This window comes from Sporolactobacillus terrae DSM 11697 (genome assembly GCF_000648615.1).
Taxonomy (GTDB): Bacteria; Bacillota; Bacilli; order Bacillales; family Sporolactobacillaceae; genus Sporolactobacillus; species Sporolactobacillus terrae.
Window position 1 is genome coordinate 121,772 of record NZ_JFZC01000038.1, and the last position, 18,232, is coordinate 140,003.

General features: G+C 44.3%; 16 protein-coding genes and 1 pseudogene. 11 read left to right on the forward strand and 6 right to left on the reverse strand.

The window, feature by feature from the left end; all coding sequences use genetic code 11:
- Positions 1-70 precede the first annotated feature (70 nt).
- Positions 71-269: pseudogene (locus AA84_RS18600) on the forward strand (helix-turn-helix domain-containing protein).
- Between the two features lie 195 nt (positions 270-464).
- On the opposite strand, the gene AA84_RS19560 reads toward AA84_RS18600, so the two are convergent.
- A complete protein-coding gene (locus tag AA84_RS19560) occupies positions 465-731 on the reverse strand; it encodes an SHOCT domain-containing protein (RefSeq protein ID WP_272947200.1) in 267 nt (88 codons plus the stop codon).
- A gap of 34 nt (positions 732-765) precedes the next feature.
- Positions 766-2,379 carry a multicopper oxidase family protein gene (locus AA84_RS0107260; RefSeq protein ID WP_028976638.1) on the reverse strand — a complete coding sequence of 538 codons (1,614 nt, stop codon included), beginning with the start codon at positions 2,377-2,379 and terminating at the stop codon, positions 766-768.
- A 284-nt stretch (positions 2,380-2,663) separates the two neighbouring features.
- On the opposite strand from AA84_RS0107260, the gene AA84_RS0107265 reads away from it, so the two are divergent.
- The 3 genes from AA84_RS0107265 to AA84_RS0107275 all read left to right on the forward strand — a co-directional run bounded on the left by AA84_RS0107265 (position 2,664) and on the right by AA84_RS0107275 (position 5,440).
- Positions 2,664-3,572: an RpnC/YadD family protein gene (locus AA84_RS0107265; RefSeq protein WP_037563187.1), complete on the forward strand. Its 909-nt coding sequence runs from the start codon at positions 2,664-2,666 to the stop codon at positions 3,570-3,572.
- Between the two features lie 396 nt (positions 3,573-3,968).
- Positions 3,969-4,931, forward strand: a complete 963-nt coding sequence (locus AA84_RS0107270; RefSeq protein ID WP_028976640.1) for a tRNA dihydrouridine synthase — start codon at positions 3,969-3,971, stop codon at positions 4,929-4,931.
- 158 nt (positions 4,932-5,089) lie between these two features.
- Positions 5,090-5,440: a DUF2200 domain-containing protein gene (locus AA84_RS0107275; RefSeq protein WP_010026441.1), complete on the forward strand. Its 351-nt coding sequence runs from the start codon at positions 5,090-5,092 to the stop codon at positions 5,438-5,440.
- A gap of 248 nt (positions 5,441-5,688) precedes the next feature.
- On the opposite strand, the gene AA84_RS0107280 is transcribed toward AA84_RS0107275, so the two are convergent.
- Positions 5,689-5,994 (reverse strand): type II toxin-antitoxin system RelB/DinJ family antitoxin, encoded by a 306-nt coding sequence (locus AA84_RS0107280; protein WP_010026440.1) that lies wholly within the window; start codon positions 5,992-5,994, stop codon positions 5,689-5,691.
- A gap of 321 nt (positions 5,995-6,315) precedes the next feature.
- On the opposite strand from AA84_RS0107280, the gene AA84_RS0107285 reads away from it, so the two are divergent.
- The 6 genes from AA84_RS0107285 to AA84_RS0107310 all read left to right on the forward strand — a co-directional run bounded on the left by AA84_RS0107285 (position 6,316) and on the right by AA84_RS0107310 (position 11,853).
- The gene (locus AA84_RS0107285; protein WP_028976641.1) at positions 6,316-6,579 is read left to right on the forward strand and encodes a metal-sensitive transcriptional regulator; all 264 of its coding nucleotides are present in this window, start codon (positions 6,316-6,318) and stop codon (positions 6,577-6,579) included.
- A 23-nt stretch (positions 6,580-6,602) separates the two neighbouring features.
- A complete protein-coding gene (locus tag AA84_RS0107290; RefSeq protein ID WP_236628073.1) occupies positions 6,603-6,947 on the forward strand; it encodes a rhodanese-like domain-containing protein in 345 nt (114 codons plus the stop codon).
- 86 nt (positions 6,948-7,033) lie between these two features.
- Positions 7,034-7,336, forward strand: coding sequence for a rhodanese-like domain-containing protein (locus tag AA84_RS0107295; protein ID WP_028976643.1), 303 nt, complete (start codon positions 7,034-7,036; stop codon positions 7,334-7,336).
- A 13-nt stretch (positions 7,337-7,349) separates the two neighbouring features.
- Complete coding sequence (locus AA84_RS0107300; RefSeq protein WP_028976644.1) at positions 7,350-8,999, forward strand: FAD-dependent oxidoreductase; 1,650 nt, start codon at positions 7,350-7,352, stop codon at positions 8,997-8,999.
- Positions 9,000-9,063: 64 nt separating this feature from the next.
- Positions 9,064-9,297, forward strand: coding sequence for a glutaredoxin family protein (locus AA84_RS0107305; protein WP_028976645.1), 234 nt, complete (start codon positions 9,064-9,066; stop codon positions 9,295-9,297).
- A gap of 87 nt (positions 9,298-9,384) precedes the next feature.
- Positions 9,385-11,853, forward strand: coding sequence for an FAD-dependent oxidoreductase (locus tag AA84_RS0107310; RefSeq protein WP_028976646.1), 2,469 nt, complete (start codon positions 9,385-9,387; stop codon positions 11,851-11,853).
- Positions 11,854-12,897: 1,044 nt separating this feature from the next.
- On the opposite strand, the gene AA84_RS19565 is transcribed toward AA84_RS0107310, so the two are convergent.
- The 3 genes from AA84_RS19565 to AA84_RS0107320 all read right to left on the reverse strand — a co-directional run bounded on the left by AA84_RS19565 (position 12,898) and on the right by AA84_RS0107320 (position 14,442).
- On the reverse strand, positions 12,898-13,452 hold the full coding sequence (locus AA84_RS19565) for a LysR family transcriptional regulator substrate-binding protein (protein WP_328286233.1): 555 nt from the start codon (positions 13,450-13,452) through the stop codon (positions 12,898-12,900).
- Positions 13,448-13,786 carry a LysR family transcriptional regulator gene (locus tag AA84_RS19570; RefSeq protein ID WP_307723003.1) on the reverse strand — a complete coding sequence of 113 codons (339 nt, stop codon included), beginning with the start codon at positions 13,784-13,786 and terminating at the stop codon, positions 13,448-13,450. Before AA84_RS19570 ends, AA84_RS19565 begins: the two co-directional genes overlap by 5 nt.
- Positions 13,787-13,887: 101 nt before the next feature.
- Positions 13,888-14,442, reverse strand: a complete 555-nt coding sequence (locus AA84_RS0107320; RefSeq protein ID WP_028976647.1) for a TetR/AcrR family transcriptional regulator — start codon at positions 14,440-14,442, stop codon at positions 13,888-13,890.
- 350 nt (positions 14,443-14,792) lie between these two features.
- Here AA84_RS0107320 and AA84_RS0107325 point away from each other — a divergent pair, with 350 nt between their 5' ends.
- The gene (locus AA84_RS0107325; protein ID WP_028976648.1) at positions 14,793-17,855 is read left to right on the forward strand and encodes an MMPL family transporter; all 3,063 of its coding nucleotides are present in this window, start codon (positions 14,793-14,795) and stop codon (positions 17,853-17,855) included.
- Positions 17,856-18,232: the final 377 nt, after the last annotated feature.

The following is an 18,232-nucleotide window of genomic DNA, read 5'->3' on the forward strand; positions in this document are numbered from 1 at the left end:
GGCTGTTTCATGACTTTGTTTTATTGAAAGGTAACAAAACATTATTGAAATACAATAAAAATACGCCTATGTGGCAATCCGGGTGACGCTCGATGTCATGATGGCAAAAAGAAAGATGAGTGTGACCGAACTGTTCGAACGGGTAGGTATTTATAATGGCGAATAGATCAATTTTGAAAAATGGAAAAGCCAGAGCAATCTAGTTTGACACGCTGAACAAAATATGCCGGGCAGCCGGGGATATTCTTGAGTTTACGGATGAAACCTGAAACCTGACTTTTTCCTGAAAACCCGAAGTCAAAGTCTTGGTTGAGCCAAATGACATCGATAAGTGAGATCGTTTCGAACACGTTTTTGTCTACATGAAAACAGCTGATGATTTTGACAAATATACGCGTACAAAAAAGAGGAGAAAAAGTCATGTAACTTTTCCTCCTCAACATATATTTAGGCGAATCTCATTATCAGTCATGTAAAATCTTTTTCATTTTTTTGTACTCATCTTCCGTGATCTCGCCTCGGGCAAAGCGTTCTTTTAAAATCGATTCGGCATGATCGCTGGTGTTCGAATGGTGATTTGAATTTTTGATTAAGGAAATCACCAGATAAATTACGACAATAAAGAGTGCGAGTTGTAAAAGCCACCCGATGAACCCCATACCTATTCCGAATCCACCCATCATACCGTTATTCCATCCCATCATATCTACCACACCTTTCTTCTTTATCATTTAATGGAAGAACCTGCTTTTTCATTTAAAGGCTTTAATCTGATTTATTATCGTTTGAGGGATCTGTTACATCGTTCGAATGATCATCGGTATAATTGACTTCTGTCACCATACCGGCCGATGCATGATGAAGATCATGGCAGTGAAACAGCCAGTTTCCGGGGTTATCTGCCAGAAAGGCGACTTCATCGGTTTCTCCTGGTTTCACATTTAACGTATCTTTATAAATCGGTGAACCGGTTACTGGTTTGCCATTTTTACTTAGTACTTGGAAGAAGTGACCATGCAGGTGCATCGGATGATTGTTCATAGGATCACGATTGACCAGTTTAACCTTTACACGATCCCCCCTTCTGACCTTAATCGGATCGAAATTCGGGAAGGTCTTCCCGTTAATGGTATAGATCATCCCATTGTTGTCCATGCCAGCGTTCAAATCCATCGTGTAGTTCACATCGTACTTCTGGTTCAAAGTAAACGTCGGTTTTGCGTTCGCCCCGTATTGATCGAAGTTGATTGCCGGCAGAGACGAGTCGGGATTAGGCCGATCGGTTGTTGTCTTGCTCCCCGCATAGTCAATAACGGTTTTCATGCCGTCCGCAGCCTTTGTGGTTCCTTGATCTTCAATGTACCATTTCCCCGGATTGTCGGCAATAAAGGAAACATCATAGCGTTCACCAGGTGCAACAGGAATGACCTGATTCTTGACAGCCTGAGGATTGTTAATCGGCTGACCGTCGGTGGCGATGACTCTGATGCTATGGCCATGGATATGAATATCATGCGGGAGATAGCCTGCATTAATGAAGCGAAGCCGGACATTATCCCCTTTTTTAACGTCCAGTGGTTTCACGGAGTGACCGCTTTTTCCATTAATCGTATACAGGTCATACATGCTCATATTATTTTTCATCATGTTTCCGGACATGTCTATGTTCCCCATATCCATCCTATCACGGTCATGATCCGAATCGTTCCTATTCATGCCGGGCATATGATTCATTCCTCCGGAGTCTTTGTTTTCTTTTTGGCTGTTTCCCTGAGTCATAGACGCGATTTGACGGTTAATCTGACGTTTATCGGTCACCCATTCATCCAGCATCAACGTGTAATCCCTGTCATACTTTTCTTCGGGCTCTTCGACAACAAAAGCGCCATATAATCCCCGATCCACCTGATTCACTGAGTCCTGGTGTGAATGATACCAGTAGGTTCCTGCTTTGTCGGCGACGAACGAATAGGTAAAATTCTTTCCTGGTGCAACGGCATCCTGCGTCACACCTGGTACGCCGTCCATTTTATTTGGGACTGGATAACCGTGCCAGTGTATGGAAACAGGTGAGGGGAGCTCATTTTTAAGCGTGACACGCACTTTCTCGCCTTTTTTCACGCGAATTTCCGGTCCGGGAGCCGATCCATTAAACGTCCAGACCGGAACGGTGACGCCACTGCTTAACTTTTGTGTCCCCTTTTTGGCAACGAGCGTAATATTTGGTCCCTTTATTATTTGAGGTGATTGTGATGTCGCGAATTCACTGCCCGCTTCCTGCTGGTCAATCGCTTTATTGCTGTTCTCTGTATTCGCCGAACACGCCGTGATAAGCAGTAATGCGAAACCAGCGACCGCAACGAAAAGCAACTTATTCATGAGTGATAACTCCTTATCTGGTTTCCATCAGTGTAGCGTATAAATGTGGGGAAACTGTGAGGATTGAAGAGAAATTGAATAAAAGTATAAGCATATGAAAGCGCAACCGATACCGAGTTTTACTCACGTTAACCCGGTACTGTTTTCTCTAAACGACTTGAAGCATTTTCAATATAAGGTATACTAATAGCAAGCACGATCATTTGTTCTCATTTGTTCTCTTCTCGATTCGCTTCACACATTCCTCTCGAATGACCGAAACATACCTCGCAAGGAGGCTTCCTATGTCTATAGACCACGATCGACGCTTTAAAGTCCTGCTTCACGAGTTTTTTGATGAATTTCTCGAAGCATTCTTCCCGAAAATTTACCAGGCACTCGATCTTTCCGAGAAAAAATTCCTTTCCGAGGAACTGTTTGCGGATATGGTCGAAGGCGACAAAAAACGGGCAGATGTTATCGCAGAAACGAAGCTGAAATCAAAAAAGGATGTCATCCTGATTGTCCATCTTGAAGCACAGAATTATTACCAAGATGATTTTTCCGAACGGATGTATATCTATTACAGCATGATCTATCTGAAATTTCGAAAACCTGTTTTACCAATCGCCATTTTTAGTTATGATGGAGTTAGAGATGAACCGGATGAATTTGTGATAAAAGTGCCGCATCTAATGGTTGTTAGCACGTTCCATTTTTTAAAACTCGAACTTTCTAGAATGAGCTGGCGAAAATTTATGAACAGCAATAATCCTGCCGCCGCCGCGCTGATGAGCAAGATGAACTACTCGAAAAAGGAACGTGTACAGGTACGACTTGCTTTTATCAGGCAAATGATCACAATGCATCTTGGAGAAGCACGTGAAAGCATGATCAATGGATTTTTCGAGACCTATCTTCAATTAGAAAAGGAAGAGGTGGATCAATTGATGGATCAAGCAAAAAAGCTTCCGGAAGAAATTCGCGAAGAAGTGCTCAAGTGGCCCAATTCCTTTTATGACCGCGGAAAGAAAGAGGGAATTGAACAGGGAATTGAGCAGGGAATTGAACAAGGAATTGAACAAGGAGAACGAAAAGCAAAGGAACAATTTGCCCGAAAACTGTTGCAAAAAGGAATGCGTCATGCTGAAATCAGCGAACTAACCGGATTGAGCGATAAAGAGATCATTAAGTTGGAGGATCACAATGGGTAAAATGAGCTGAATTATAGTGTTCCCCCAATGAATGACCGCCTACCCTATTTGCTCGTACAGGTAAAGATGAATTCCTTTGTTAACCACATGTTCTAGCTAGTCGCCGGAGTGGATCATGAATAGTTCAGGTTACTGTAAGGAAGGTATGGACAAAATTTCTATCCGGAAAATTTTAGAGAGCAGCACTTTATAGTCAAGAGCTTCTAAACCAAAAGAAACATTTCCAATTTAATAAGCATCCTTTTCTTGTTGGCTTTTGTTACGTGTGAAAATTATCGTGTCAAATGTAGGTCATTTGCTTTAAGGTACTTGTGCGTGCTATAAGTGTTAAGAAAGTAATTTTGGGGATGGCGATTTTGGTCAGGCATCCCATAATGTGAGGATTTGAATGTAACGATGATCGATAATTTTTGGCATGATTTGCCGCGGCCTTTTTTTGTACTGGCACCAATGGAAGAAGTAACGGATGTTGTTTTTCGTCATGTCGTGCGTGCGGCAGCCATACCTGATGTGTTTTTTACCGAGTTTACAAATACGGAGAGCTATTGTCACCCAGAGGGAATCCAAAGTGTGCGTGGGCGTTTGACGTTTACAGAGGATGAACAACCGATAGTTGCCCAAATATGGGGGGATAAACCTGAACACTTTCGGCGGATGAGTATTGGTCTGGCGAAACAAGGGTTTCGTGGGGTGGATATCAATATGGGCTGCCCGGTGCCTAATGTGACGGCGAATGGGATGGGAAGCGGCCTTATCCTGCGTCCTGAAATTGCAGCCGATTTAATCCAAGCAACCAAAGCAGGGGGACTGCCTGTAAGTGTGAAGACAAGGCTGGGTTACACGGATGTAGACGAATGGCGTTACTGGCTGACGCATCTATTGAAACAAGACATCGCGAATCTTACCATCCATTTGCGTACAAGAAAGGAAATGAGCAAGGTCGATGCCCATTGGGAACTCATTCCGGAGATTAAGAAACTGCGTGACCAGATGGCACCGGATACACTTTTGACGATCAATGGCGATATCACTGACCGTCAAACCGGCTTGAAGCTCGCTGATCAATATGGCATTGATGGACTCATGATTGGGCGCGGTATTTTTACAAATCCATTTGCTTTTGAAAAGGAACCGAAAGATCATAGTAGCCAGGAACTGCTTAATCTCTTAAAGCTGCATCTGGATCTCTATGATCAGTATTCGGAAGAATTAGAGCTGCGTCCGTTTACAGCGCTTCATCGCTTTTTTAAGATCTATGTCCGCGGTTTTCGCGGGGCAAGTGAATTAAGAAATCAGTTGATGAGTACAAAGTCAACCGATGAAGTGCGTACATTGCTGGATCACTTTGTTCGGGAATGAGACAAAGATGGTCTAGCGAGCAATGTCCGATTGTTTCATCCGGTTGAATCAACAATCAGCTATAAGCAGTAAAGAATACTCTTACTGAAGTCATTCTGTCTGGAATTATTCCAGTAGTCATTGAGTGAATGGATAGAAGCAAAGGGGAGTGGCATGATATGAAAAATGAACGCGTGTACAAAATGGCGTTTTCGAGAGTTTATCCGCTCTACATTCAAAAGGCTGAGCGAAAAGGGCGCAGTAAATCTGAGGTGGATGCTGTGATTTGCTGGCTGACGGGTTATGACGATGCAGGTCTTGAGGAGCAAATTGACAAGAACGCTGATTTTGAAACGTTCTTCGCCGATGCGCCGCAAGTCAACCCCAACGCCGTCAAAATTAAAGGCGTGATTTGTGGACATCGCGTCGAAGACATCGAAGACCCGCTTATGCAGAAAATTCGTTGGCTTGACAAACTGGTGGACGAACTGGCGAAAGGCAAGTCGATGGAGAAGATTCTAAGAAGCTGAGGGTGAAAGAACACCACTGCCGCCAGAGCGACAGGATGTTTTTTCATCAAGTATTGTTACAGGAATGTATTGATGATCGCTATTTAGTGGCTCAAGCTTAAAGTTATTTTGATGCCATGAGTGCGCAAGGGATACAACATGAATTGGTCGACACATATACGAAAGGATCCTAAGAAAATGAAACAGATCATCGAGTCGATTAAGTACTATAATGGAACATTTCCGAAGGAATACAATCTTCCACTGACTCATTTGCCATAATCCTGCCTCATCTTCTCGGTGACGCGGTCAGCCGATGTAATTCTCCCGGCAGTCAGGTCAGCTAGTCCTTTTTCAATTTCATCGTTGAACGTCTTTTCATTGAGAGATTCGAAAGTGAGCGGCTTGTTTTCGGACAGTTTTATATCGAAGGGAATCCCACGCTGCAGCACGACCTGACGCAGAAAAAGACTGATCGCGTTGGACATGGGAATACCAAGCTGCTTCAGCACTTGTTCAGCCTGCTCCTTAATTTCAGGTTCGACACGGGCGAAAATGTTTGATGTTCTTGTCATTCGAAACACCTCCTATACCAAAATTATATTCGATTGTATTGCGATGTGCAATTATAGTGCAAATGTTGTGAAATTTTAGAAATACGGATGAAGAAAGAGAAATCTTCAGGAATCGAAACGATTGATAAATCCCGTGTTGTACGGATTGATGAATAGTCTGGAAGCTATTTGAAGGGCGAATGGCGAGACCGTACAGGCATTTTTAAAAAAGCTGAGGAGGTTTCCGATCATCTAGGTCTTTCGCTTAGCTAAACTGTCCTTTTATTTGACAGAAAAAAATGCATCAATTATTATACCTATAGGGGTATAAGGAGGCTGTTTATGGAGTATACAGCGCAAATGAAAAATCGATTGAAACGAATTGATGGTCAGATCCGCGGGATTCTTAACATGATGGAACAAGGCGAAGACTGCCGCAGTGTAGTGACCCAGATGACTGCTGCTCGGACGGCAATGGATCGTGCACTTGGTTTAGTAATTGGAAAGAATTTGGAAGCCTGTCTGCGAGAGCAGATTGAAAGCGGCGGCGGATCAGCTGAATCCATCATAAATGAAGCGGTTCAAATGCTGGTGAAAAGTCGCTAAAGGATCAAGATGCGGTGAATCGAATGGCGAAAAGAGGAAAAGTAGATATGAACTGCCTGTTCTTTTGCAAACCTAAAATTACAAAGATAAGCACTTCGGAACTAAAAGAGGCTTATCTGCCTAATAAAAAGGGGAAATACTTTCTTGACGTACGCACAAAACCGGAGTTCAGCAGTCGATCAATTCCGGGTTTTATCAATATTCCGCTGCAAACTCTGCATAATCATCTCAACAAGATCCCGAAAGAAAAAGAAGTCGTTGTCATCTGTCAAAGCGGTATGAGAAGCTCAGTTGCTTGTAAGCTTTTGAAAAAAGCGGGATATGAAAAAGTGACCAATGTGCGCGGCGGGATGAATCGTTGGGTTTAGTTTTTTTATGCAGTTAAATATACCTATAGGGGTATAAAGCACATAGGTTTTGATAAGAAAAAAGTTGATCCAAGGAGGAAAACAGCATGTATGAAGAACTGACACCTGAAGAAGTGGAACGTTTGATACGCAACCATACACCAGTAAGTATTATTGATGTTCGTGAACCATTTGAATTTGCCGAGGGACATATTCCGAGGGCGATTAATATTTCGGTTAATGAGATTCAGAACCGAATCGGTGAAATCAACAAAGAGCAAGAACACGTCATGGTTTGTCATTCCGGAAACAGAAGCGATGTGGCTTCTGCCATCTTATCCGCAAGTGGATTTAAGGTGAAAAATATGGCTGGCGGGATGATGAATTGGCACGGACCGATTGAATGCTAAGGAGGTAAATTCAATGAAATACGTCATTATTGGCGGGGTGGCCGGCGGGATGTCGGCAGCCACGCGGCTTCGCCGATTAAATGAAGAAGCAGAAATTATTGTCGTGGAACGTGGTCCCTATGTTTCTTTTGCCAATTGCGGACTTCCTTATTTTATTGGCGGCGTGATTCAAGAACGGTCAAAGCTGCTTGTACAGACGGCAGAAAAGCTGTATCAGCGTTTTCGTCTGGATGTGCGGACGGAAAGTGAAGCAACACATATTGACCGGGAACAAAAGAAAGTAACTATTACTCATCATGGAAAGACTTATGAAGAAAACTATGATGCTCTGATTCTCTCAACCGGCGCGCACCCAATGCGTCCGCCAATTAAAGGAATTGACCAAGCGGATCATTTGTTCACGCTACGCGATGTTCCCGATGCTGAACATATTGTTCAACACCTGCAGCAGCATCAAGTGGATCGTGCAGTGATCATCGGTGCCGGTTTTATCGGCATGGAAATGGCAGAGAACCTTGCAGAACGCGGACTTAAAGTGACGATTATTGAACGCGAGCATCAAGTCCTTCCTCCGCTTGACCCGGAAATGGCGGCTAGTGTAGAAGCTGAACTGAAAGAGCGCGGTATTGAGGTGCTCAAAGGAAAAACCGTCACGGGTTTTGAAGAAAAAGGTGCCGTTCTTGTGATGGATGATGGACGGCGAAAAGAGAGCGATTTGACTCTTTTATCGGTAGGCATCGTTCCTGAATCATCTTTAGCTGAGCAAGCAGGCTTAGCACTGGGTATCCGCCGCAGTATATCGGTTAATGATCAGCTACAGACCAGTGATCCAAATATCTACGCGATCGGTGATGCAATCGAAGTTGCGCAGACCATCAGCGGGAAAGCAGCAGTTATTCCACTCGCTTCACCGGCCAATCGCCAAGGACGAATGGTTGCTGACATTCTTAGCGGGCTGAATCGTCACTATAAGGGAACGCTAGGCACATCCATTGTGAAAATTTTTGATACATCTGCCGCTGTGACAGGATTAAGTGAAAAAATGCTACAGAGATATCAGATCCCTTATGAGGCGTTGCACACCAGTCCGCCAGATCACGCATCGTATTATCCGGGCAGCTCGCAGATGACACTTAAGCTGCTCTTCGACCCGGAAGTGGGAAAGCTACTGGGTGCTCAAGCAGTTGGTAAGAAGGGGATTGATAAGACCATCGATGTGCTTGCCACGGCAATCCATGGGCAGATGACGGTCAATGATTTAACTGAGCTTGAACTCGCCTACGCTCCGCCATTTAATTCGGCGAAGGCTCCAGTTAATTTAATCGGTTATGCATCAGAAAATCTGCTTGAAGACAAAGTGCAGCATGTTCAGTGGAATGAAGTCGACCAGCTAGTAAAACAAGGAGCAATGCTGATTGATGTTCGGACAGAACAGGAATACGAGAACGGAACCATCCAGGGGGCGGTGAATATTCCTTTGGACAATCTTCGTCAACGAGTACGGGAGATTCCAAAAAACCGTAACTTGATTGTGACTTGTCAGGTGGGTCTGCGCGGCTATCTCGCATCTCGTATTCTTGCTCAGAAAGGTTATAAGGTTAAGAATTTAGATGGAGGATATAAGCTGTATAAAAGTGTTTTTCCGGAAAAAGTAAAGGAATGATAGGAAAGATTAACAAGTTGTTCGCTCGAATTGAGGCAAAAAACTTTTAAAGGAGTTATTAACGATGAATGAAATTACCGTGTATACGACCAATACTTGTCCCTATTGTCATATGGTGAAGAACTTTCTGAGTGAAAAAGGGATGCTATTTAAAGAAGTCAATGTCCAGCAAGACCCGGCTGCCGGTCAACGTCTTGTGGAAACAACCGGACAAATGGGTGTACCCCAAACCAATGTGAATGGACAATGGGTACTCGGATTTGATCCAAGTCGGATTATGAGTCTGATTCATGAATAATCTTTCTTTACCGACAACAAGCCAAGGAAGTTAATCAGGACTATGGCGAATGCAACGACTCAAATACATGAATCAGGAGGACCCATTGTGAAACAAAGAATCATTATTGTCGGCGGCGTCGCCGGGGGTGCAAGTGTAGCAACGCGGCTCAGGCGATTAAGTGAAGAAAATGAAATTGTCATGTATGAAAAGGGTGCTTATATTTCCTTTGCTAATTGCGGACTGCCTTATTATGTCGGCGGGACGATCCGTGAAAAGGACGCGTTGCTTGTTGAATCCGTTGAGAACATGGTTAAGGAATTCAATGTTGATGTTCACAATAATACAGAAGTGATTGATATAGAGCCAGAAAAACACATCATTACGGTAAAAGATGTGCTGAACGGAGAAATATCGACAGATCATTATGATCGGCTGATTCTTTCTACTGGGGCAAAACCGATTGTGCCCAAGATCCCGGGACTCGATGAGGCGGATCATGTCTTCTCCGTACGAAATATACCGGATGTTGCGCGTATAAAAAATTATATTGATTCCGATAACGTGCGCAAGGCCGTAGTAATCGGCGGCGGCTTCATTGGACTGGAGATGACTGAAAATCTTGTTGAACTAGGGTTGGCGGTTACGTTAGTTGAAGCGAGCCCGCAAGTAATGGCGCCGCTTGATTTCGAAATGGCACAATTTGTCCATGAACAGATTGAAATGCACGGTGTCACGCTCATCTTGAACGACGGCGTTGCGCAATTTTCCAACAACGGGCGTACGCTCGTACTCAGCAGTGGTGAAGAAATAGATACCGACCTGACTGTGATGGCGATTGGTATCTTACCCGACAGTGCACTGGCGCAAAAAGCGGGTGTGAAGACAGGCATTAAGAGTGCGATTGTCGTTAACGAACATTTTGAAACGAGTGTCCCCGATATTTTTGCGATTGGCGATGTGATTGAAGTGACAGATTTCGTCACCGGCATGCCCACATTAATTCCACTGGCAGGTCCGGCTAATCGGCAGGGACGGTTTCTCGCAGACTATCTAAATGGCTTAGAGGCGAAAAATCCTACTGTGCAGGGAACAGCCGTGGCTAAGGTTTTCGCGCTCACCGTGGCGACAACGGGAAAAAATGAACGTCTTTTGAAACAGGCGGGTATTGCCTATCGGGTGGTTCATTTGCACCCAAATTCCCATGCCGGCTATTATCCTGGCGCGGCACCGATTGAGTTGAAGGTGATCTATGACGATCAGGGCAAAATTCTTGGTGCACAGGCGATTGGAACAGAAGGCGCGGATAAACGGATCGACATGATTTCAGCAGTCATGCGTTTAAACGGATCGGTTGAGGATCTGCAGTTGATTGAAGTGGCGTATGCGCCGCCGTATGCATCGGCAAAAGATCCTGTAAACTATGCCGGTTATCTTGCTGCAGACCAGCGGCAGGGGTTAGTGAAGACGATTGAATGGCATGAGGTCGATGCGTTGATTGGGAAGCAGGCATATTTTTTGGATGTGCGCGAATCATTCGAACTGGCCGCCGGAAAAATTTCCGGCAGCCATCATATTCCGCGAGGCGAACTAAGAGGGCGGATTGAGGAGCTTCCTAAGGATCAGCCGATTTACGTATATTGTTCTGTTGGACTCCGCGGTTATAATGCGGCGCGCATATTGGCGCTGAATGGTTTTGATGTCTATAATCTCGACGGCGGTTTGAAAACGTATGAACAAGCCAAGTATGAGACGGGTCACATGAAAGTACAGCCTCGTACTGCGGATCAAGGTGAATCGTTTTCAACAATGGTACAGCACGGAACGCAAGCTGCAAAAATTGTAGTAGATGCCTGCGGGCTGCAGTGCCCAGGCCCGATTCTTAAAGTTAAACAATCTATGGAAAAGTTGAATGAGGGCGATGTCCTGCAGGTGCAAGCTTCGGACTTCGGCTTTCACAAGGATATTGTTGCCTGGGCCGATGCGACGGGCAATCAATTGCTGAAAAACAACATTGTCGGCAATAAGGTTGTCGCGACGCTGATGAAGGGAGCAAAGGACAGCCATGACGATGCTCAGCAAACATTACAAACGGCTTCAAATAATGGCGGAGCAACAACAATGGTGGTTTTTGACGGGGATTTGGATAAAGCAATTGCAACGTTTATCATTGCGACTGGGGCGGCTGCGATGGGTAAGCCGGTCACACTTTTCTTCACCTTCTGGGGGCTTAATATCATTAAGCGGCAGGCTCATGCGAAGATCAGCAAGTCGGGTACCGACAAACTGTTCGGTATGATGCTGCCGAAGAACGCGGATCATCTGCCGCTGTCACGAATGAATATGGCTGGCATGGGGCCGAAAATGATAAAAAAAGTCATGGCTGACAAGAATGTTGACAGTCTTGCTGTTATGATCGAGCGTGCAAAACAGCTTGGTGTTAAAATGGTTGCCTGTACGATGAGTATGGAGTTAATGGGCGTTGCACGTGAAGAAATCATCGACGGTGTTGAATTCGGTGGGGTTGCCAGCTATCTAGGCGAAGCAGCAAAATCAAATGTGAATCTATTTATCTAACTAAATCAATTGATTGTATATGCCAATGATGCAGGTGTTTCACTAGTCTATTAACTAGTAAAACACCTTTTTTGCAGATAAAGAAAGTTCATGAATTTGCTTTGTGGTACGACGATAAGCGGCATTTTATCAATAAGTTGGTTCGAGACACGTAAGCGCGAGACGCCTGCGGGACAGCAAGCCAGGGAAGACCCCGCAGGATAAATGCGTGTCCGAGGAGGCTTCCGGATCGCCCGCGGCAAGCGAGCAGCTGAAGTGTCGTTCAAGCCTATCGGATGGGCGATCAGGTAATCGCCCAATCTGAGAAATAAACGGAAAAATTCCGCTTAATTGTTCAGGATCTTCACTAATTGTAAAAGGAACTTCCGCTAATGGCGTGCACGTCCTGTGCACAACGCGGAAGTCACCGCATCCTGCGGAAGTAAATAGACGGAGAAATTCCGCTTATCGAATCGAAAAACGTGAAAATGGAGGGTTTTTCTGTGCTTAACCGGAAAAATTCCGCTTATTTTACTCGCTACTTAATGAGCGACCAGAATGCTTAATGAAACAGAAATGTTTGTTCAAGTACAAGGTCGATGATTCAAAACGGTATTTAGAGCAAAGGAGCTTTCACTAACAGTAGAGGAACTTCCGTATGAAGGGATCTTTCGCTAATTGTAAAAGGAACTTCCGCTAATTATAAAGGAGCTTTCGCTAAGTGCGCATACGTCCTGTATGCAACGCGAAAGTCATCACATCCTGTGAAAGTACGTCCTGTATGCAACGCGACGCGAAAGTCATCACATCCTGTGAAAGTACGTCCTGTATGCAACGCGAAAGTCATCACATCCTGTGAAAGTACGTCCTGTATGCAACGCGAAAACCACCGCATCCTGCGGAAAGCAAGGATCAGGCGCTCTTTACCCAGTTTTTCTTATGAAGGGGGGATTATGACGTAGATACGAGACTTTGTTGAGATTGTAACTTGACTTTATTTGCAAAACTAAATGAGTTAAATTGCATGGATGCAAAAAAACAAAGAGCAGGTAAACCAGAATTTCATTACTGTTCATTCCCAATGTTGTGCCTAAATTGCAGGTAGTCTAAAAATCGCTTAACCGCAAGCGGTGCAGATTTTTTATCTCTCATTGCAAGACCAAGCTGACGGTATGCCGGTTTGTCCAGTTCCTTTACTATGATTCGATAGGGAATACGCTGCAAAATGAGCTCCGGCAAAATGCTGATCCCCACCCCGCTTTCGACCATTGACATGATGGCATAATCATCCCATGTCGTAAAATGTACGTTTGGTTTAAGGGTAAACGCTTCGAATATTTCCGATATTTCGGCTTTAGCGCCTTTTTCGAGAAGCATGAATGGGTAATCACATAGCGCTTTCACAGGAAAGCAGTCATAGTCAGCCATCGGATGATCTTCCGGCAAAACAACAAGTAGCTTATCCTGCGTCAAAAATAGTGTTTCAAACTCAGGGTGTGTAGGAAGACGGAGGAAACCACAATCCACACGCCCTTCTGAAATCCAGCTTTCAATTTCCGTATAGTCGCCTAACAAAAGTTCGTGATCAATATTAGGGTAGTCCTTTTGAAACGCTTTAATGACATTTGGAAGCCAATGGGTTTGCTATGCTTGAGATTGTGCCAATCCGAATGAGTCCTGATTGCAAGCCGTTCAGTTCATCCACCTGCGTCTGCAACTTCTGATAGTCGTTACATACATTTTGAGCAAACGGCAATAGCTTTAATCCGTCGGAAGTCAGGCGTACACCGGCGCGCCCACGTTTGAGAAGCGATACGCTCCATTCTTTTTCCAAATCATTGATCATGCGGCTGATGCCGAATTGGGAATAGTTAAATAGTTCTGCTGCCTTGGTAAAGCTGCCGAGTTCAACCGTTTTGACAAAGGCCATATATTTTTGAATGGTCATGTCCATATGATTTTCACCACTTTTCATTTGAAGTCATTATGCTCATGATGATATGAATTCACCTTTGTTCTGTTAATCGATATCGACTATTACAATCTCTCTTCAAATTATTCCGTTGATCGCGACAAGACGTTGGCTAAAGCTTTAGTAATTCCCTCAATCGATTGATCTTCCTCATCTGCGAACCAACTTAAAATAGCGCTAATTGAACCGTTGACAAAATAGGAAAAATAATACTTTAGAATGTGAGGATTCTGCTCATGAAAATCCTCTTTAAATTCCTCAATCGCTTGTTCCCGAACCTCAGAAAACAGCTCACTGACCATGATTCCATCACGGTAATTTGCCAGAATCATACGGCTAACAACTTCGTTATCTTTGAATATAAGCGTTAGCCGCTTTAGCCAATCATGAATCTGTTCTTGTGGACGGATTGCTAAAACCGGTCTGATTTGATCGACGAACTCGGCTTCAATCTTATGAAATAAATCAAGCGGGTCGTCAAAGTGCAAATAAAACGTTCCCCGATTGACATCCGCTTCCCTGCAAATTTGGGTAACCGTTATCTTGGAGAGCTCATTCGTGTTCAGGAGCCGTAAAAAAGCTTCCTTGATCACTTGGAGCGTATATTGAGTTCGTCTATTGTTTTTTATACCGACCATCCGATTCACCTTTTTCTTCATTTATTAAACAATACATGATGTACTTGTTTATTCAATAACAGAAAATGAAAAATTACATATTGAACTTAACTTTTACGTTTACTATACTATCAACATGATGTTAAATCAACACTGTGTTCAATAAATTTCAGGAGGGAGCATCAATGGGTTTTTTAGAAATCAAGAACGCATTTAAACGATGACCCATAGGGGATTCGACGAGCGTTGTCTCTCCATAAAATGAACAAACTGCCTGAACATACGATTTTGATAGAGAAAAGACGATTCTGCTTATGAGTAATGATCACGGGCAGATGAAATTCATTTAATTTTTACGGGGAGGATCAGAAGTGAGAGGAATCATTAAAGCACGGTGGGTCATTTTATCCGTATGGCTGGTTGCAACGGTTGTGCTCGTTGCACTGCAACCGGATATCAATGCCATTCTTAGAGATCGAGGACAGAAGGCATTAAACGAAGACAGCCCATCGGTACAAGCCGATGCCATGTTAAGTAAAATGGAAAAATCGAAGGGAACCAATAATCTTGTCGTTTTTTATGACAAAAATAAAATTTCCAATAACGCGTTGAATCAGATCAAGCAGGGTGTAGAACGATTCCATGATGACGCGGACAAACTCGGAGTTGCCGAGATCATGGATCCCTTCAGCATACCCGAAGCGAAAAGTTCGCTGATTTCGAAGGACAAAACAACGGTAATGGTAAGCTTCAAGTTAGACAAAAAGTCTCGAGAAATCGATGATATTAAGAAAGCCATCGATCAGCGACTGGACAAGGTAACGGTCACCCATTATCTGACCGGCGAGGATTTCATTAATAATGACTACTTAAAGGCATCTCAAGGCGGGGTTGAGAAAAGTGCGGCACTGACCGTTCTGTTCATCTTAATTGTTCTTGTTATCATGTTCCGATCCATTGTGACGCCGATCATTTCTTTACTTGCGGTTATGTTCTCCTACCTTTGCTCGATGGGGATTGCAGCGCAGTTAATTGACAAAGCAGGCTTTCCGCTTACAAGTCTGACGCAAATGCTGCTTATTCTGATCCTGTTCGGCATTGGGACCGATTATAATATACTGCTGTTCAACCGGTTTAAGGAAGAGCTGGCAAATGGACTGTCTGTTGACGATGCGATTGTCTCGACCTATCAAACGGCGGGGAAAACGATTGTCTACAGCATCCTGACGGTCTTTATCGCTTTTGCAGCACTTCTATTCTCTCAATCGCCGATCTATCAGTCGGGAATTGTCGTGGTCATTGGTGTTGCGTTCTTATTACTCGAGATACTCACCTTAACACCATTTGCCATGAAACTGCTTGGCAAAAAGCTGTTCTGGCCATCCAAAAGTACTAAGGGACACGGTGAGAACAGGATGTGGGCGGGAACTGCGTCGCTGGCAACCAGGCATCCGATCGTCTCCGTTATCCTGGTAGCCCTACTTATTGTTCCGGCCGTGTTCTTCTATCAGGAAAAATTAAACTTTGATACGATCGGCGAACTGGGCAACAGCTATCCGTCATCTAAAGCTATGAATATTGTGGCGGATCATTTTGGCAAAGGCAATGCGATGCCAGCAACGGTTGTCATTGAGAATAAAAAAGCGTTGGATAATAGCGTGTCGCTGGCGGCGATCGATCGACTAACCGGACAGCTGGAAAAAATTAAAGGCGTAAAACAAGTTTCTTCCATAACAAGGCCTCAGGGGCAAGAAGTGAATGGCTTTTACATCGGCGATCAGACGAAGTCGGTGACAGACGGATTATCCGCGACGCGGAAGGGTATCGACCAAATCGGCGGCGGCCTGAAAACGGCTCAGAAAAAGCTTGGCTCTGCTGACTTCTCTCAAGTCAATAAGATGGTTGATGGAACCGCTAAGCTTGAGAACGGCATGACTGCCCTGACCAGCGGACTTAAGCAAATCCAAAGTGGGATCGGCGGCACGGGTCAATCACAGACGATCAGTGATGGGATCGGGCAAATTGAAAGTAATCTTGAGAAAATGAGCGGTGCTGTGCACACACTTGCCGGTAACTATGAACAGATGCAGTCCGGCTATGCGAAAATGGGCACCAGTTATCAAGACACGGCAAAAGCACTGCTGGGTGTCAAAAATGCACTCACGCAAATGCAAATGCTGACATCGGCGCTCGGTGACAGCAGTCCGGGCGTTGCCGATGATCAAAATTATCTTCAATTAAAAGCAGGCATCGATCAGTTGTCTGCATCATTGACCAAGATTACACCGGAAGGCATCGATGCATTAAACAAGAACTACAATGCACTGACGAGCGGATTCAAAACGGCGAACGCTCATCTGACTGAGATGAGTGCCGGCCTGTCCAAAATGGCTGAAGGACTTGAAAAAACGAAAAGTGGCCTTGACAGTGCCTCCTCAGGCATCGGCAAGATCGTCACCAACATGGATCAGGTCACGGACGGACTGGGGCAAATGAAATCCGGTCAGCAGAAGCTGGCAGATGGGCTTGACGGGTTCCATACATTCAGTAATAAACTCGCCGATGTGAATAAAGGTTTGGATCAACTATCGGGCGGCTTGGGAAAGACCAACGCTTTCCTCACGCAGCTTAATGAAAATCGCGCCTTCTCGATACCGGATGAAGCACTGAAAGATAAACCGTATCAGCAAGTTTTGGATGCGTTCATGTCTAAAGACCGGACGATGACAAAGATCACGGTAATTCTTGACAATGATCCGTATTCAAAGAACGCTTTAAACACGATAAAACAAATGAATACACTGTTGAGGAGCGGAGTGAAAGGCACGGAATTGGCTGACGCAAACGTAGCCGTTGCCGGTCCAAGTTCGACAACCTATGATACAAACAACGTTCTGACAAAAGATTTGAATCGCTTAACGGTTATCGTACTCATTGGCGTGTTGCTCGTGCTGATCGTAGTGATGCGCTCCTTCTGGATTCCGGTGTTTATCACGGTGTCTCTAATGGGTGCATACTATGCGGCGATGTTTGTCTTGAACGCGCTGTTCATCACTATGCTCGGCTTAGAAGGGATCTCTTCTTTCGTTCCCTTCTTCGCCTTTATCGTGATCGTTGCGCTGGGTGTAGACTACAGCATCTTCCTGCTCGCGCGTTATAAGGAATATCCGCTGATGTCGGGCAAGGAAGCGATTGTTGAAGCTGCAAAACGAGTCGGCACTGTGATCTTATCGGCCTTCGTCATTCTTGGAGGAACCTTTGCAACCTTGATGCCATCAGGAATTGTACTCCTTATTGAGCTGGCAACGGCTGTGATTACCGGTCTGATCGTGCTTTGCTTTATTATGCTTCCGATCTTTGTTCCGGCAATGATTTCACTCTTTGATTCTCCGCCAAAGTTTAAACGGAGCGTGGAATCAGCTGTAAACGAATAAGAAATTTTACCGATTGAACTTAAATATAAAAAATGAAGATGCCTCAAAAGTCTACGACGATGAGGCATCTTTTTTTCGTACAAGGATTCAAATGTTTATGGTCATGGGATGGCTGGACGGGGATAAACGGCTAAGAAATTACTATTGATACGGATGCCAATTTGTATTACAATGTGTAAAACACATAAAACATATAACAATACTAGGATTAATGATGGAAGGAGGGAGACCATGGTGCGCAGGCGTTTCGTGTCTTTTAATAAGTTGGTACAGCAAAATATATCTGAACTCATTAGCATTGCATAAATATAGTCCGAATTTTCAATTTATAACCGTTCGTGAATTTATGCCAAAAAGTTAAAACTCGAAGAAAGGTG

Excerpts from the sequence above, each read along its gene's own strand:
- AA84_RS0107260 (WP_028976638.1), bottom strand. The coding sequence starts at position 2,379 with ATGAATAAGTTGCTTTTCGTTGCGGTCGCTGGTTTCGCATTACTGCTT.
- AA84_RS0107270 (WP_028976640.1), top strand. The coding sequence starts at position 3,969 with ATGATCGATAATTTTTGGCATGATTTGCCGCGGCCTTTTTTTGTACTG.
- AA84_RS0107290 (WP_236628073.1), top strand. The coding sequence starts at position 6,603 with ATGGCGAAAAGAGGAAAAGTAGATATGAACTGCCTGTTCTTTTGCAAA.
- AA84_RS0107300 (WP_028976644.1), top strand. The coding sequence starts at position 7,350 with ATGAAATACGTCATTATTGGCGGGGTGGCCGGCGGGATGTCGGCAGCC.
- AA84_RS0107320 (WP_028976647.1), bottom strand. The coding sequence starts at position 14,442 with ATGGTCGGTATAAAAAACAATAGACGAACTCAATATACGCTCCAAGTG.
- AA84_RS0107295 (WP_028976643.1), top strand. The coding sequence starts at position 7,034 with ATGTATGAAGAACTGACACCTGAAGAAGTGGAACGTTTGATACGCAAC.
- AA84_RS19560 (WP_272947200.1), bottom strand. The coding sequence starts at position 731 with ATGATAAAGAAGAAAGGTGTGGTAGATATGATGGGATGGAATAACGGT.
- AA84_RS0107305 (WP_028976645.1), top strand. The coding sequence starts at position 9,064 with ATGAATGAAATTACCGTGTATACGACCAATACTTGTCCCTATTGTCAT.
- AA84_RS19570 (WP_307723003.1), bottom strand. The coding sequence starts at position 13,786 with ATGGACATGACCATTCAAAAATATATGGCCTTTGTCAAAACGGTTGAA.
- AA84_RS0107280 (WP_010026440.1), bottom strand. The coding sequence starts at position 5,994 with ATGACAAGAACATCAAACATTTTCGCCCGTGTCGAACCTGAAATTAAG.
- AA84_RS0107265 (WP_037563187.1), top strand. The coding sequence starts at position 2,664 with ATGTCTATAGACCACGATCGACGCTTTAAAGTCCTGCTTCACGAGTTT.
- AA84_RS0107275 (WP_010026441.1), top strand. The coding sequence starts at position 5,090 with ATGAAAAATGAACGCGTGTACAAAATGGCGTTTTCGAGAGTTTATCCG.
- AA84_RS0107285 (WP_028976641.1), top strand. The coding sequence starts at position 6,316 with ATGGAGTATACAGCGCAAATGAAAAATCGATTGAAACGAATTGATGGT.